19 protein-coding genes and 1 tRNA gene are annotated in these 14,948 nt (G+C 70.8%); 1 reads left to right on the top strand and 19 read right to left on the bottom strand.

Annotated features, from left to right (window positions below; genetic code table 11):
• Nucleotides 1-242: 242 nt before the first annotated feature.
• The 12 genes from ABEA33_RS26570 to ABEA33_RS26515 form a co-directional block, all read right to left on the bottom strand.
• On the bottom strand, nt 243-1,424 hold the full coding sequence (locus ABEA33_RS26570) for a tyrosine-type recombinase/integrase (RefSeq protein WP_345530165.1): 1,182 nt from the start codon (nt 1,422-1,424) through the stop codon (nt 243-245).
• A 6-nt stretch (nt 1,425-1,430) separates the two neighbouring features.
• Nucleotides 1,431-1,685: a helix-turn-helix transcriptional regulator gene (locus ABEA33_RS26565; protein WP_345530164.1), complete on the bottom strand. Its 255-nt coding sequence runs from the start codon at nt 1,683-1,685 to the stop codon at nt 1,431-1,433.
• A 218-nt stretch (nt 1,686-1,903) separates the two neighbouring features.
• Nucleotides 1,904-1,977, bottom strand: a tRNA-Pro gene (locus ABEA33_RS26560).
• A gap of 83 nt (nt 1,978-2,060) precedes the next feature.
• Nucleotides 2,061-2,591, bottom strand: a complete 531-nt coding sequence (locus ABEA33_RS26555) for a DinB family protein (protein WP_345530162.1) — start codon at nt 2,589-2,591, stop codon at nt 2,061-2,063.
• 38 nt (nt 2,592-2,629) lie between these two features.
• Nucleotides 2,630-3,595 (bottom strand): hypothetical protein, encoded by a 966-nt coding sequence (locus ABEA33_RS26550; protein WP_345530161.1) that lies wholly within the window; start codon nt 3,593-3,595, stop codon nt 2,630-2,632.
• 20 nt (nt 3,596-3,615) lie between these two features.
• On the bottom strand, nt 3,616-4,989 hold the full coding sequence (der, locus tag ABEA33_RS26545) for a ribosome biogenesis GTPase Der (protein ID WP_345530160.1): 1,374 nt from the start codon (nt 4,987-4,989) through the stop codon (nt 3,616-3,618).
• The gene (locus tag ABEA33_RS26540) at nt 4,986-5,741 is read right to left on the bottom strand and encodes a lysophospholipid acyltransferase family protein (RefSeq protein WP_345530159.1); all 756 of its coding nucleotides are present in this window, start codon (nt 5,739-5,741) and stop codon (nt 4,986-4,988) included. The genes der and ABEA33_RS26540 overlap by 4 nt, the downstream gene beginning before the upstream one ends.
• Entirely contained in the window at nt 5,738-6,439 is a 702-nt protein-coding gene (cmk, locus tag ABEA33_RS26535; RefSeq protein WP_345530158.1) for a (d)CMP kinase, read from the bottom strand. The genes ABEA33_RS26540 and cmk overlap by 4 nt, the downstream gene beginning before the upstream one ends.
• Nucleotides 6,440-6,450: 11 nt before the next feature.
• Entirely contained in the window at nt 6,451-7,518 is a 1,068-nt protein-coding gene (locus ABEA33_RS26530; RefSeq protein WP_345530157.1) for a prephenate dehydrogenase, read from the bottom strand.
• On the bottom strand, nt 7,511-7,906 hold the full coding sequence (gene aroH / locus ABEA33_RS26525; protein WP_345530156.1) for a chorismate mutase: 396 nt from the start codon (nt 7,904-7,906) through the stop codon (nt 7,511-7,513). Before aroH ends, ABEA33_RS26530 begins: the two co-directional genes overlap by 8 nt.
• A gap of 9 nt (nt 7,907-7,915) precedes the next feature.
• Nucleotides 7,916-8,308: a VOC family protein gene (locus ABEA33_RS26520; RefSeq protein ID WP_345530155.1), complete on the bottom strand. Its 393-nt coding sequence runs from the start codon at nt 8,306-8,308 to the stop codon at nt 7,916-7,918.
• Nucleotides 8,309-8,312: 4 nt separating this feature from the next.
• On the bottom strand, nt 8,313-9,107 hold the full coding sequence (locus ABEA33_RS26515) for a helix-turn-helix domain-containing protein (RefSeq protein WP_345530154.1): 795 nt from the start codon (nt 9,105-9,107) through the stop codon (nt 8,313-8,315).
• 73 nt (nt 9,108-9,180) lie between these two features.
• Between ABEA33_RS26515 and ABEA33_RS26510 the strand changes: the two genes are divergently transcribed.
• Nucleotides 9,181-9,543: an STAS domain-containing protein gene (locus ABEA33_RS26510; protein ID WP_345530153.1), complete on the top strand. Its 363-nt coding sequence runs from the start codon at nt 9,181-9,183 to the stop codon at nt 9,541-9,543.
• Here the strand turns inward: ABEA33_RS26510 and ABEA33_RS26505 are convergent.
• The 7 genes from ABEA33_RS26505 to ABEA33_RS26475 form a co-directional block, all read right to left on the bottom strand.
• The gene (locus ABEA33_RS26505) at nt 9,534-10,298 is read right to left on the bottom strand and encodes a pseudouridine synthase (RefSeq protein ID WP_345530151.1); all 765 of its coding nucleotides are present in this window, start codon (nt 10,296-10,298) and stop codon (nt 9,534-9,536) included. The two genes, ABEA33_RS26510 and ABEA33_RS26505, sit on opposite strands and share 10 nt — an antisense overlap.
• A gap of 7 nt (nt 10,299-10,305) precedes the next feature.
• Nucleotides 10,306-11,010 (bottom strand): SMC-Scp complex subunit ScpB, encoded by a 705-nt coding sequence (gene scpB, locus ABEA33_RS26500; protein WP_345530150.1) that lies wholly within the window; start codon nt 11,008-11,010, stop codon nt 10,306-10,308.
• Nucleotides 10,994-11,881 carry a segregation and condensation protein A gene (locus ABEA33_RS26495; RefSeq protein ID WP_345530149.1) on the bottom strand — a complete coding sequence of 296 codons (888 nt, stop codon included), beginning with the start codon at nt 11,879-11,881 and terminating at the stop codon, nt 10,994-10,996. The genes scpB and ABEA33_RS26495 overlap by 17 nt, the downstream gene beginning before the upstream one ends.
• Entirely contained in the window at nt 11,878-12,237 is a 360-nt protein-coding gene (locus tag ABEA33_RS26490) for a hypothetical protein (protein WP_345530148.1), read from the bottom strand. Before ABEA33_RS26490 ends, ABEA33_RS26495 begins: the two co-directional genes overlap by 4 nt.
• The gene (locus ABEA33_RS26485; RefSeq protein ID WP_345530166.1) at nt 12,222-13,037 is read right to left on the bottom strand and encodes a ParA family protein; all 816 of its coding nucleotides are present in this window, start codon (nt 13,035-13,037) and stop codon (nt 12,222-12,224) included. Before ABEA33_RS26485 ends, ABEA33_RS26490 begins: the two co-directional genes overlap by 16 nt.
• 363 nt (nt 13,038-13,400) lie before the next feature.
• On the bottom strand, nt 13,401-13,712 hold the full coding sequence (locus ABEA33_RS26480) for a GNAT family N-acetyltransferase (RefSeq protein WP_345530147.1): 312 nt from the start codon (nt 13,710-13,712) through the stop codon (nt 13,401-13,403).
• 20 nt (nt 13,713-13,732) lie between these two features.
• Nucleotides 13,733-14,896 carry a matrixin family metalloprotease gene (locus tag ABEA33_RS26475; protein WP_345530146.1) on the bottom strand — a complete coding sequence of 388 codons (1,164 nt, stop codon included), beginning with the start codon at nt 14,894-14,896 and terminating at the stop codon, nt 13,733-13,735.
• Nucleotides 14,897-14,948: the final 52 nt, after the last annotated feature.

The following is a 14,948-nucleotide window of genomic DNA, read 5'->3' as shown; positions in this document are numbered from 1 at the left end:
AGCGCCTAACCACCATCAACGACGAATCACCGTCATACACCACGACCAAGGACTTGACCCCGACCGCAAGCGCACCTGGGACCACACCATGACGATCCGACTCGGGCCGACCCCTCATCGGTGGAGCACGCGGCTGTGCGCCGGGCGCACAGCCGGAGGCTACGGTTCCGCGTCGGACGCGGGACCGGGGGCTAGGCCGAGGGTGACTACGGTCCCGCACCCGGTGCGGGACCGGTGACCACTCACCCGTCCGCCTGAGGCGCCAGGGACTCCAGCAAGTCCGCAGTGGCGGGGTCAACGATGCCGTCGACCTCGATGTAGTGGGCCTTGGTGATCTCGACCGAGGAGTGCCCGAGCATCTCTGCCGCCAGCTCGGTGGAGCCGTCCCGACTGAGGACGGTCGCGACCGTCCGACGGAACGCGTGCGGGGTCACTCCTTCGACCTGCGCATCGGCCAGTGCCGCCCGGAGTCGGCGGCGGACGTTGTTCGTGGTCAGCGGCGTGCCGTTGCGGCTGGCGAACAGCAGCGCTTCCTCGGGCTCCCCCGCCACCGCGACCAGCCGGTGCCGCAGGGCCTCGGCTGCGAAGCTCGGCACCGCGACCGTGCGCACCGACGAGGACGTCTTCGGGTGCTCCTGGCGATAGGTCACCACGCCCTTCGGGGAGACGATGGTGCCGCAGATCCGCAGCCGCGCCGGCCTGCAGGTGACGTCGACGTCGCACTTGCGCAACGCGAGGACCTCGCCGATGCGCGCCGAGCTGCCGAGCATCACCTCGACGATCTGCTCGAGTTGTCCATCCGGCTTCGGGCCCGGTAGCCCGTCGTCGCGGCGCCAGGCGCGGACGGCCTCACGTACGGCGGCGATGTCGGCCACCGAGAGCGCCTTCACCTTCGTGGGCGGCTTGCGGAGCCGCTTGGTCTCGCGGACCGGGTTGCGCGGCAGCGCGTCGTAGCGGACCGCGAGTCTCAGGGCCAGGCTCAGGACCGTGCGGGCGTGCTTGGCCATCGCGTAGCTGCGGTTGGCCGCCAGATGGCGCAGGAACCGGTCCACTCGGCTGACCGTGATCTCACGGAGCAGGAGGTGCTCGAAGGCGGGTAGGACGATGGTGCGCATGTCGCGCTCGTAGAGGTCGCGGGTGCTGCGCGCCAGCTCACCGTCGAGGTCGAGGTCCTCCAGCCAGACCTTCACCAAGGCGGTGAACGAGCTGTCCGGGGAGAGCTCGCCGTACGCGCGGCGACTCTGCCGCTGGGCGAGCGCGGTCTTGAGGCGGCGGGCGGCGTCCGCCTCGCTGGCCCCGGTCGCCTGGACGCGACGGATCCGGCCGTCGTCGTCGCGGTAGCGGGTGCGGGCGCGGACCTTCCTGCCGGCCCGCATGTACGAGATCTCGCCGAAGGTCCCGATCGGGGTGCGTTGCCTACCCATGGCCGATCACCCCGGCTCTCCCCCAGACTCGCTGACGGGGTCTGGGAACTCCCCCGGCACCCGCTCGAGCTGTGCGTCGAGCCAGGCCTGCACGTCGCAGACGCGGTAGCGCAGTGAACGCCCTACGTGCACCGCCCGCGGCCCGCGCCCCGAGAGTCGCCAGTCGTAGATCGTGCGCACCGGTTTGCCGAGGTACTCGGCGAGCTCGTCGATGCTGAGCATCGGCTCCAGTCCGGCCGCGGAACGGGATGAGGTCTGCATGAACCTCAGGTGCGCGGGCCACTCCGCACAGGCCCGTACGAGCCGTCATCCGCCGGCAGAGAGCGGGCGGACTTGATCGCGAAGGCGCCGTTGAGACGGGTAAGTGGACACTTTGTGGACACCGGTTCAAATCCCAGAGACCTTTCAGGCCCGGAGATCCGTAGATCACCGGGCCTGTTTCCGCAGGTCAGAGGCCATATGGCCTCCGGGCGGATCGGTCGGGCTGACAGGATTTGAACCTGCGACCCCTTGACCCCCAGTCAAGTGCGCTACCAAGCTGCGCTACAGCCCGAACGGCCGCCGCCTCGTGAGCAGCGAACCGCGTGAACACTACCGCAGCCCGGGCCGTGACCCGGAATCGGGTCGCGCCTTCGATCAGCCCATCGACTTCTGACCGTCGATCGTCTCGCGAATGATGTCGGCGTGGCCGGCGTGCTGGGCGGTCTCGGCCACGATGTGGGCGAACGCCCGGCGGGCCGACCAGCTCGCGCCGGCCTCGAACCATGGCGCCTCCGGGAGCGGGTGGCGGGAGTCCAGGTCGAGGTCCGGGTTGCTGAGCAGGGCGTCGGTCGCCTCGGCGACCTCGTCGTACGCCGCGAGCAGGCCGGCCAAGGTGTCGCCGTCGACCATCCGGAAGCCGTTGGCGTGCTCGATCACGAAGGCGGGCGGGTTCGCCCAGTCGATGTTGGCCCAGTCGACGTCCGGCTGCGCGGCCGGGCCCTCGACGATGAAGTCGGCCCAGTTCTTCTCGACGGCGGTCACGTGCTTGATCAGGCCGCCGAGGCAGAGCTCGCTGACGGTGGGGGTGGATGCTGCCTGCTCGTCCGTGAGGCCCTGCACCGTGTAGCGGAAGAGCTCGCGGTGCTTGCGGAGGGTCTCGAGGATGTCGTCGCGTTCTGAGGTCATGTGACGACTCTAGGAAGCGATCAGGTCAGGTACTGACCTCAATAGGATCGGACCTGCGCCGAGTTCCTCGAGACCTGCAACGACGCCGTGTCGACCGCGACGAACGCCGACGCCGGGATCCCCTTGAGCTCCTCGATCAGCCGCTCCGGCCAGTGTCGGTTCTGCTCGCCCTGGAAGTACCACGGCGACCCGTTGTCGGCCAGCACCAGGCCGTAGGTCTTCATCGCCTCCACCACCGCCACGGTGTACGGCGAGAGGCCGCTCGTCGAGAAGCCCGGCTTCAGCCGGAATCTGGCACCCATCGGCGGGTAGGCGCGGCTCGACCGCGAGCCCGCGTCGTGACGAGCCGGCCACAGGTGATGTCGGCTGGTCACGTCGGTCGTGAACCGGATCGCGTGGTCCACTCGACCCGCCTTGACCTCGGCCCAGCGCAGCAGCCCCGGCAGGATCGGCAGCCCGGCGGCGTCGGCGGAGGTCCAGCCCTCGGGGCGCAAGGCGTTGGACCTCAGCGACCAGACGGCTCCCGAGCCCGCCATCCAGCGCGTGCCTCGAGAGCGGGTGTTCCAGGTCTCGTAGAGCCGGCACGAGCCGCGGTCGACGACGACCGTGTGCTTGTCGCCCTCGGAGCCGCGGCCGCCCTCGACCCGGGTGTCGCGGCCCAGCGGGTAGCGCACCCGGTCGCTCTCGTCGGCGTAGTCGAACCGGACTCGCACCCGCTGGTGCGACGGCTTCACGACCGTGACCGGGATGCCGTAGTCGGGCCCGTCGCCGTACGACGGACCGAAGTCGGGGTGCAGGTCGCGGTCGGTCGACATGTGCGAGAGCCACTGCCGGCTGCGGGCGTGCACGGGCAGACCGCTGACGTCGGCGTTCCACCAGTTGTCCGCGGGAAACACCGAGCAGCCGCCGACGGCACGCTCCACAGGCAGGCGCTGGGCCCGCGCCGTACCGGCCAACGGCACGCTCAGCGCGACCGACAGGGCCAGGACCACGAGTCTCCTCATGGCCCCGACGCTAGGCCATGTCAGCGCTTGCGCTTCTCCCGCGGCCGCTGCTGCAGCACGATCGGGGTCCCGACGAAGCCGAACTCCTCGCGCAGGCGGCGCTCGATGAACCGCTCGTACGACGCGTCCAGCTTGCCGCTCGTGAAGAGCACGAACGTCGGCGGCGCGGTCGAGGCCTGGGTGCCGAAGAGGATCTTGGGCTGCTTGCCGCTGCGCACCGGGTGCGGGTGCTCGGCGACGAGCCGGCCGAGGAACCCGTTGAGGGAGCCGGTGGAGATCCGGGTCTCCCAGCCGGCGATCGCCTTGTTGAGGGCCGGCACCAGGCGGTCGACGTGCCAGCCGGTACGCGCCGTGAAGTTGATCCGGGGTGCCCACTGCACCTGCACGAGCTCGCGCTCGATCTCGCGCTCGAGGTAGTAGCGACGCTCCTCGTCGACGAGGTCCCATTTGTTGAACGCGATCACCAGCGCCCGGCCCGCCTCACGGACGGTCTGCAGGATGCGGACGTCCTGCTCGGAGATCGACTGCTCTGCGTCGAGCACCAGCACGGCCACCTCGGCGCGGTCGATCGCGGTCGACGTACGCAGCGACGCGTAGTACTCGTGGCCCGAGGCCTCCTTGACCCGCTTGCGCAGGCCGGCAGTGTCGATGAAGCGCCAGACCTCGCCCCCGATCTCGATCAGCTCGTCGACCGGGTCGACGGTGGTGCCGGCGACGTTGTCGACGACGACCCGGTCCTCGCCCGCGAGCATGTTGAGGAGCGAGGACTTGCCGACGTTCGGCTTGCCGACGATCGCGATGCGGCGCGGCCCGCCGACCTCGCCGATCCGCTCTGGCGGCGGCTCCGGAAGCGCCGCCAGGACCGCGTCGAGCATGTCGCCCGAGCCCCGGCCGTGCAGCGCGGAGACCGGGTAGGGCTCGCCGAGACCGAGGTTCCAGAGCCCGTAGGTCTCGGCCTCGGTGCGCTGGTCGTCGACCTTGTTGGCCGCCAGCACGACCGGCTTGCCGGACCCGCGCAGGATCTTGACGACGGCCTCGTCGTGGTCGGTGACCCCGACGGTCGCGTCGACGACGAAGAGCACCGCGTCGGCCAGGCCGACCGCGATCTCGGCCTGGGCGCGGATCGAGGCCGCGAGGCCGCGGGCGTCGGGGTCCCAGCCACCGGTGTCGACGACGGTGAAGGCTCGGCCAGCCCAGTTGGCGTCGTACGACACGCGGTCCCGGGTGACGCCGGGGACGTCCTCGACGACTGCCTCACGCCGGCCGATGATCCGGTTGACGAGGGTGGACTTGCCGACGTTGGGGCGACCGACGACGGCGAGGATCGGGAGCGGCCCGGTGTCCTCTGCCAAGCCCTCCGGAGAGTCCTGGGGGGCAGGGTCGTGCTCGGTCATGGTGCTCCTTCATCGGTGACCCCGGTGGCGGGGTCTGGATCTACGTCGGTTGGCGGCAGCGGACCCGGGAGATCCCGGCCGGTCGACGCGCGCGCCAGGTCCAATTGGACCAGCATGTGCTCACGGAGCAACAACGAGGCCTTCTCCACTTGTTCCCGGGTGCGTGGCCACGGCGTGGCGTCGACCCGGTAGGTCTCGCCGAACACGATGTCGACGGCCGCTCCCCCCGTGGGCAGCGAGCCGCTGGTGCCGCCGGGCTCGCGGCTGCCGAGCGTCGTCACGGGTACGACGGGCGCGCCCGAGACCAGCGCCAGGTAGGCCGCTCCGCGGTGGAACCGCTCGAGGTCGCCGGCGCCGCGGCTGCCCTCGGGGTAGATGCCGACGGTCCGGCCCTCACGCAGTGCCCTGATGCAGGTCTTCACCGCGCGTGGGTCGGGGTTGTACCGGTCCAGCGGGACCTGCCCCGATCGCCACAGGAACCAGCCGAGCGGCCCACGGAACATCTCCATCTTGGTCAGCACGTGCACCGGGCGCGGCGCGAAGATCGCCAGCAGCGGCCCGTCGATGACCCCGACGTGGTTGGAGGCGAAGATCACCGGCCCGCTGGTCGGCACGTGCCCGGCGCCGTGCACCCGGACGTCGTACCGACGACGGAAGAGCCACCGCGCGACCGGACGCAGCGAGTGGAGCAAGGCGCGCGGCGCGCTCTTGACCCGGTCACTGCGAGGTCGTGCGAGGTGGGCATCGGTCACCGGCGGGCCCCCACGTCCTCGACGAGCGCGACGACGAGCCCGATGGCCTCGTCGAGGGTGTACGGCGTGGTGTCGATGTGCACGGCGCCGTCGGCCATGGTGAGGGGTGCCGTCGCGCGACCGGAGTCGATCTTGTCGCGGGCGAGCAGCGACTCCTGGGTGGCCGCGAGGTCGGTGCCGCCCTCCTCGGCTGCCCGGCGCGCTGCCCGGGCGGCGGGGTCGGCGCTGATGTAGACCTTGACCGGGGCGTCGGGGACGACGACGGAGCCGATGTCGCGGCCCTCGACGACGATCCCGCCCTCGGCTGACTCGGCGGAGATCACGGCGCGCTGGAGCTCGAGAAGCCGGGTGCGCACCTCGGGGACCGCGCTCACCGGCGAGACCGCCGCGTTGACCTCGTCGGTGCGGATGGCGGCGGCGACGTCCTCACCGTCGACGGTGATCGTCGGCGCGAGCGGGTCGGTGCCGGAGACGATGGACGGCTCGCCACAGCGCGCAGCGACGGCGGCCGGGTCGTGGACGTCGACCCCGTTGCGCAGCAGCCACCAGGTCATCGCGCGGAACATCGCGCCGGTGTCGAGGTAACGCAGTCCGAGCCGTTCGGCCACCCCGCGCGACGTGCTCGACTTGCCCGATCCGGAGGTGCCGTCCACGGCGACGATGAGACCAGGGGCGAGCGGGTGCACAGAGCTGTTCACGGGGCCGCAGCCTACCGGTGTGTCACCCAGCCGCGGGATTCGAGCGATCCGATCAGGTGGTCCGCGCGCGCCTCGTCGACCAGGAGCTCCACCAACCCGACCGGGCGTCCCGGGTCGTGGTCGATGTGGACGTCCTCGATGTTGACCTCGCTGGCACCCGCGTCGGCGAACAGCCGCGCCAGCTCGCCGGGGTGGTCGGGCACGGAGACGAAGACGGACCGGGTCGGCCGGACCGGCCCGCCGTGCTTGCCGGGAATCGCCTGCGTGCCGGCCACGCCCTGGGCGAGGAGCGCGCCGAGTCCGTCGCGGTTGCCGCTCGCGATCGCCTCGATCAGCGCGTCCAGCTCACCACGGACCTCGCCGAGCAGGCCGAGCACGGCGTCGGCGTTCGCCGTCACGATCTGGCCGTACAGAGCCGGGTCGCCCGCAGCCACGCGGGTGACGTCGCGGACTCCCTGGCCGCTGAGCGCCAGGTGCTGCTCCGGCGCATCCGCCAGTCGGGCCGCCACCAGCGACGCGAGCAGGTGCGGCACGTGGGAGGTCCGGGCGACCGCACGGTCGTGCTCGTCCGGACTGAGCCGCACAGGTACGGCGCCGCAGAGCAGGGCAAGCTCCTCGACCAGGGCGATCGCGTCCGGTCGCGAGGTGGCGTGGGGCGTGACGGCCCAGGGGCGGCCGTCGAAGAGCGCTGCCGTCGCGGCGAGCGGTCCCGAGCGCTCGCTGCCGGCCATCGGGTGCCCGCCGACGTACCTCTCGACGCCCGCGACGTCCGCAACGGCGGCCAGCGGTCCGGTCTTCACGCTGCCGACGTCGGTGACCACGGCGTCGGTGTCGGCGAGCGCGCGGGCGATCTCGGTGCCGAGGTGGTCGGGCGGGACGGCGACCACGACGAGCTGCGGCCGGTCCCCAGGGGTGCGCGAGCGACCGGCGCCGAGCCCGGACGCGGTGCGGAGGTGCTCGGGCGACGCGTCGGTCAGCAGCACGTCCAGCCCGACACGACGGCAGGCCAGGGCGATCGAGGTGCCGAGCAGTCCCGTGCCGACGACCTCGACCGGGCCGGTCAGGCTCGGCTCATTCATGCGAGTCATCGTCGGGCACCGCGCGGACCCGGGTCAGATCGCGGCGCAGCGCCGCGGCACCGTGCAGGTAGACGTGGGTGATGTCGGCGCGGGGCAGGTCGGTCTCGATGTGCGCCATCATCCGCACCACCCGAGGCATCGAGCCCGCGATCTCCAGCTCCCGCGCGCAGATCAACGGCACGTCACCGAACCCGAGGCGTCGGGCGGCGTACGCCGGGAACTCCGAGACCAGGTCGGACGTCGCCGTGAAGATCACCGAGATGAAGTCGTCGACCTCGAGGCCGTTGGACTCCATGACGTCGGTGACCATCTCGGCCACGCGCTCGAGCATGTGGTCACGTACGTCGTCCTCGAGCTGGGTCGCTCCTCGCACTGCCCTGACTGCCACGCGTAGAGGTTACTGGGGCTGATAGCTCCCGAACGACCAGTGGTTGCCTTCTGGATCCTCGACGCTCCCACCACGGCCGCCGTAGTCCTGGTCGACCGTCTCCCGGATGACGGTCGCGCCGGCGGCGACGGCCTTGTCGAAGACGGCGTCCGGGTCGTCCACGACGAGGTACGCCGCGGAGCCACCTACGTTGCGGACTACGCCGTCGTCGCGTTGGCTGCCGAACATCACTCCCCCGCCACCCGCCCAGAGCCACTCGGCGTGGACCACGACGGAGGCGTCGGCTTCGTCGCGGTACGTCGCGTGCTCGGTGAACCCGATCGCGCTCAGCCACGCGATCATCGCGTCGGCGTCTCGGAAGGACATCGTCTGCCAGTGCTTGATGTTCGCTGCTTCGCTCATGTCCTCAGCCTGGCTCGTCGGCACCCCGATGGTCTTGAAGGAATGGGAACTCCTCGCGCAGCCAGGTCGTCGGCGGACAGCCCGCCAGCTCGACCCAGTCGCGGGTGAGGTGCGCCTGATCGGCGTACCCGCACGCGTGCGCGACCACCGACAGCGGCCGACGCCCGATCTGCGTGCGGGACAGCTCGAACCGTCCCAGCCGGCGTACGTCGCGCGGCGTCAGCCCGCACTCCTCGCGGACCAGGTTGCCGAGGTGCCGTCGGCTGTAGCCGACGTCGTCGGCCACGTCCTGGACCATGTCGTCGCGGGTCAGCCGGGCGAGCGCCTGGCCGACCTCGGCCCGCGGCCCCGGCGCCCCGACCTCGGCGAGCCGGCGCAGGAGCACCTCCTGCACCCGGCGCTCGCGGCGCTCCGGCGCACACGCCGCGAGCTGCTCGGGCAGGTGCCGCAAGGCCGGCGCGACGTCCGCCAGCTCCAGCAGCTCACCGGCCAACTCCGCCGCCGGCATCCCGAAGAGCGCCCGCGCTCCGGCCATCGTGAGCGCCAGCTGGATCCCTGTCTGGGTCCCGTCGTGGTGGATCTCGGCGGGGTGCGCGTGCAGTCCGGACACCGTCGACCAGCGGCGTTCTCGGCTGCCGGGACGGCCCTGCCACCCGACGTCCAGCGGCGCCCCGACCGGCAGCACGAAGGTCAACGTCGTCCCCGGCAGGCCGCGGTGCACCCCGGGCTCGCGCAGGTCGACGTCGTACGCCGTCACCGAGGCGACGTACGGCGCCAGCGCGGGCGCGACCGGTGCCACGTGACCCACGGTACGGCGAGAACGGTCCCGCGGGGTGAGGCGCAATCTCGACCAACCGTGTAGACACACCCCCGTGACCACCATCGACGACCAGCCGATCCTGGCCATCAGCGACGAGCTCCTCGGCGACACCCGGGTGGTGAGGTGTGTCGGCGAGATCGACATCGCCACCGTCCCGGAGCTGCGCGACCGGGTGATGGGCCTCCAGGTCGACGGGCCGCCTCGCCTGGTGATCGACCTGACCGGCGTCACCTTCATCGACTCGCTGGGGCTCGGCGCCCTGATCGGCATCCACAAGCGGGCGCGGGTGCTCCAGGGCTCCCTGGTCGTCGTACCCAGCCCAGCGGCCAATCGGGTCCTCGTCGCCACCGCGCTCGACCGGGTCTTCAAGCTCCACGAGACGGTCGAGGCTGCTCTGGGCAACGGCTACAGCTGAGCGTTGTCCAGCAGCTCGCCGAGCTCGTCGAGCGTCAGGTCGCGCATCTCCCCCGACAGCAGGCCCCTGAGGACGACCGGCCCGATCTGGGTGCGGGTGAGCCGACGCACGGGGTAGCCGATGTGGTCCATCAGCCGCCGGACGATCCGGTTGCGGCCCTCATGGATCACGATCTCGACGATCGACTTGTCCTTGCCGGCCTCGATGATGCGCGCCTTGCTGACGGTGACCGGACCGTCGTCGAGGGTGACGCCCTCGAGCAGCTGCTTGAGCGTGCGGCGATAGATCTCGCCCTCGACCTCGGCGACGTACGTCTTGTCCACCTCGTACGACGGGTGCGCCAGCCGCTGCGCGAAGTCACCGTCGTTGGTGAGGATGATCAGCCCCGCGGTGTCGGTGTCGAGACGCCCGACGTGGAAGAGCCGCTCGGGCCGGTCTGCCACCAGGTCCTGCAGCGTCCGGCGCCCCTCGGGGTCCGACATCGTCGACACGACGCCGCGCGGCTTGTTGACGGCGAGGTAGACCTTCTCCGAGACCGGCGGCAGCCGCTTGCCGTTGACCCGGATCACGGCGGTGCGCGGGTCGACCTTGGTGCCGAGGCGGGTGACGACCTCGCCGTCGACCTCGACCAGACCCTCGAGCATCAGCTCCTCGCACTTGCGGCGCGAGGCGACGTTGGACATGGCGAGCAGCTTCTGGAGCCGGATCAGCCCGTCGTCGTCCATCTCGAGGCCGGAGCTGTGGATGTCGTTCATGGCAGGTTCATGTCGGTTCGGTGCCGCCGTCCGGTTCGGTGCCGTCACCGCTGTGCGGCGACGAGTGCGGGTGCTCCTCCGGAGCGGGCTCGCTGGCCATGGGGGCGGGCGCGACCATCTCGGCCAGCTCGTCCTCCAGGTCCGCCATGTCGGGCAGGTACGGCGCCAGCTCGGGCAGGTCGTCGAGCGACTGGATCCCGATCCGCTCCAGGAAGTAGCTGGTGGTCCGGTAGAGGTTCGCCTGGGTCTCGTGGTCGCTCCCGGCCTCTTCGACCAGGCCGCGATTGAGCAGCGTGCGCATGACCCCGTCGACACTGACACCGCGGATCGCCGAGACACGCGCCCGGGAGACCGGCTGCTTGTAGGCGACCACGGCCAGCGTCTCGAGCGCCGCCTGGGTCAGCCGCGCCTGCTGTCCATCGAGGACGTAGCCCTCCACGACCGCGGCGTACTCCTCGCGCGTGTAGTAGCGCCAGCCACCGCCGACGTCGCGCAGCTCGAAGCCGCGGCCCTGCTCGTCGTACTCCTGCGCGAGCGCCGTCAGCGCCGCGGTGACCTCGTCGGTCGGATAGCCGACGGCGGTCGCGAGCGCCATCGTCTCCATCGGCTGGTCGGCGACCATCAGGAGTGCCTCCAGCGCCGGGCGCAGCGCGGCCACGGGGATGGCGAGCGTCTCCTCGACCTCGACCTCGGCCTCAGTCGTCTCGCTCATCGCGGTCCTCCTCCTGTGGTTCCACTGCTCGTACGTCGCCGACCTCGGGCGGGGCGCCGTCGAACTCGTCGGTGATCAGCTCATCCACGTCGGCGTCTTCGTCACCTGTCCACCGTACGGTCAGCTCGCCCAGCGGCGTCAGCTGCTCGAACCCGACGGCGCCTTCGCGGAAGAGCTCAAGCAACGAGAGGAACCGCGCCACCGTCGTGAGCCGGTCGGGCGAGTCACCGCAGAGAGCCCGAAATGTCATGGAGCCGTTGCGCCGCAGCCGATCGACCACCAACCCCGCCTGCTCGCGCACGCTCACCTTGGCGGCGTGGATGTGGTGTAGCGACACCTCGAGGACCGGCTTGGGTTCCAGCGCCCTCGCGGCGAGCTGGGCGAACTGCTCCAGGCCGATGCCGATCAGCACCTCCGGCAGCAGCCCGGCGTACCGCTCCTCCAGGCCGACGGCACGCGGGTGCCGCTTCGACTCCCCGGCGAGGCGCAGCTCGAGCACCGAGGCGACCTGCTTGAACGCGCGGTACTGCATCAGCCGCGCGAAGAGCAGGTCCCGCGCCTCGAGGAGCGCGAGGTCCTCCTCGTCCTCGACGTCACCCGACGGCAGCAGCCGGGCCGCCTTGAGGTCGAGCAGCGTCGAGGCGACGAGCAGGAACGACGTGGTCTGCTCCAGGTCCCAGACCGGTCCCCCGGCCTTCACGTGCGCGATGAACTCGTCGGTGACCTTGGAGAGCGCCACCTCGGTGATGTCGAGCTTGTGCTTGGAGATCAGGTTGAGCAACAGGTCGAACGGGCCCTCGAAGTTGTCGAGATGCAGGGCGAAGGCCGGCGCAGCCTCGCCCGCCGTCGGGTCGACGACCGGGGTGGTCATTCCTCGGTCAATCGTCGGACCAGCGCGCTGTCGTCACCGTTGGCCTCGAAGTCGGCCAGCACCATGGCGATCGCCTCGCGCACCAGCCGACCCCGGTCCACGGCCAGCCCGTGGGAGCGGCGCAGCCCCAACCGGGCGTGCTCGATGTCGAGCAGCTCGTCGGAGGTCACGTAGACCGTCATCTTCTCGTCGTGCCGCACCCGACCGCTGGGCTTCTTGCGACCGGTCTCGGCGTCCTCCGCCTCCGCCTGGTCCGCGGCAGCAACGACCTCCGCCGGGGATTGTGCGGGCTCGGCCGTCGGCGCCGTACGGCGGAAGAGGTCGTCGGCCGCGGGCAGGCTCACTCGTCGGGCCAACGAGCCAGCACCTCCTTGGCCAGCTGACGGTAGGAGTCAGCACCGGCGGAGCTCGAGGCGTACGCCGTGATCGGCTCGCCGGCGACGGTCGCGTCGGAGAACTTCACCGTCCGGCGGATCACCGTGTGGAAGACCGTGTCGCCCCAGGCCTGGACGAGGCGCTCCATCACCTCGCGGCTGTGCAGCGTGCGGCCGTCGTACATCGTGCCGAGGACGCCGTAGATCTCGAGCTTGGGGTTGAGCCGCTCGCGGACCTTGTCGATCGTGGTCTTGAGAAGGGCGACGCCGCGCAGGGCGAAGTACTCGCACTCCAGGGGCACGATCACGCCGTCGGACGCGGTCAGGGCGTTGACGGTCAGCAGCCCGAGCGAGGGCTGACAATCGATCAGGATGACGTCGTACTCGGACAGGGCCGGCGCCAGCACCCGCTGCAGGGTCTGCTCACGGGCGACCTCGTGCACGAGCTGCACCTCGGCGGCGGAGAGGTCGATGTTGGAGGGCAGCAGGTCCATGCCCGCGACTCCGGTGGGGACGACGACCTCGTCGAGCGCGACGTCCTTGTCCATCAGGAGGTTGTAGATCGACAGGTCCATCTCGTGCGGGTTGAGGCCGAGCCCCACCGACAGCGAGCCCTGCGGGTCGAAGTCGACGAGCAGAACCTTGCGGCCGAACTCGGCCAGCGACGCCCCGAGGTTGATCGCGGTCGTCGTCTTGCCGACGCCACCCTTCTGGTTGCACATCGAGACGACGCGCGCCCGGCCATGGCTCTTCACCGGTCCCGGCTCGGGCAGGTCGGGCATCGGGCGACCGGTCGGTCCGAGCTTGGGCTCGGCGACCGCGGGGCGCTCGAAGGGCAGAGGGTCGGACACAGGCAGCTCATCTCGCGGATCGGGGGAAGGAGTCGTACGGACCGGGGGCGGCATCTCGCTCGCAAGATGTTGGACTCGGGACGTGCCACCTGTGCTCATCCCACGCTCCTCACGACTTGTCGACACGGCGACTTGTGGTCGACTTCCGGCGAGCCTAGGACCGCCCTCCGACAGCGACAACAGCGGGGCGGAAACCCCCAAGCAGACTGGGAAATCTGTGCACTCGCGCCCGCGTGGGTGCACAGGCTGGGGGTTGCCTGTGCACTTACCTGTGGAGGACGAACTAGACCGACATCAGTCGGTCGCGGCGCTCGCGGGCGACGCGTGCACGAGATCGGCGTACTCCGGGTGCTTGCCGATCCAGCCCTTGATGAACGGGCACAGCGGCAGCACCTGCCGGGTGCCCGCCGCGCGTACGTCATCCAGCGCGAACCGCGCCAGCGCCGAGCCGACGCCCTTGCCCTCGAACTTCGAGTCGACCTCGGTGTGCGTGAAGATGACCAGCCTGTCGGTCAGCTCGTACACCGCGAAGCCGGCGAGCTCGCCGTCCAGGTGCGCCTCGTACCGGTGCTCGTCGGGGTTGTGGGTCGTCTCGACATCGGCCATGTGACCAGCCTACGGGCGGGTCATGGCAGGCAGGAGGCGGCGGCCCCGACCTTGGTCATGCCGGTGATGTCCCCGGCGCCGAACTGGTAGTTCAGCGGAGTGGCCGTGCCGTACATCAGCTGGTTGGCGTTCTTCGCGTGGCCGAGGCCGAGCGCGTGCAGGATCTCGTGCATCATCACCTGGCCCCAGCCGCTGCCGTTGAAGCCGGGCGCCAGCGCGATCCCACCGTCGTTGTCGAGCGTGAGGTAGCCCCGGACCATCTTCAGGTCCACGTCGGCCCCGGCCACCGGCTGCGCGGCGCCGCCGCCGATGCCGACCGCGTCGCCGTACTGGTCGGGCGCGAGGTCCGGGAACTGGTGCTTGTTGCCCCACCCGACGACCATCTTCTCGAGCGTGAAGTCGAGGTCGTGGTCGCCTCCGAGGTAGCGGTACTCGGTCTGGCTGCGCCCGTACAGGAACTTCAGACCGGACACTCCCGCGATCTTCGCGAACGCACGCTTGACGTCCGGGAGGGCGTTGTAGGCCTCACCGGTCGGGTTGTAGGACCAGGTGATCACCGTGCATGGATCCCACCGACTGCCGAACGCGTTGGGCGTCTGGTCGAACAAGTAGGACCAGTCCGACTTCGACCCGGCGGCGACGTACCCGCTCGGCAGGCCCTCGGCGGCGTCGTAGCCGTCACCGCCGGGGATGACCGGGCCGGTCGACGTGGTGGCCGCCGCCGCGACCTTCACCTTGAGCTTGCCGGTGCGCAGCCCCGCAAGCCCGCCAACGGCCGGAGCCTCGGCCCGGAAGACCCGCGACCCGCCCACGCTGCCGGCGGCGATCCGCAGTGCGAAGGTGCCGTTGCGCTTCGACGTGGTCCTGCCGGCCACGCGCCAGCGGCCCGCCTTGAGCTCGAAGACCTCGACCCTGCGCGGCTTCTTCGCCTTCACCACGACATCGCCGTCGAACCGGATCCGCGAGCCGGCCCGGACCGACGTCGGCGCGCTGAGCACGATCGGCGACGGCTTCCGGAGCCGTACGGCGTCCTGGGCGTGCACGAGACCGAGAGCGGCCGACGGAGCCGCGAGCGGACCAGAGGGAACGCTCGACGCGGCAGCCACCAGGCCTCCGGCGAGCAGCGAAAGTACGGCGGCTCCGCCAGCGAGGCGCCGGCGTCGCACGGCGACGGGCGGGGTCATGCTGTCCTGCTTCCGGTCGAGCGATCTTCCTGGTGTTTCTACCAGCAGAATC

It is taken from the genome of Nocardioides endophyticus, from assembly GCF_039543845.1.
In the GTDB taxonomy this organism is placed as follows: domain Bacteria; phylum Actinomycetota; class Actinomycetes; order Propionibacteriales; family Nocardioidaceae; genus Nocardioides; species Nocardioides endophyticus.
Note: the sequence above shows the minus strand (reverse complement) of the source record. Positions and strands in the feature narration are given on the sequence as shown.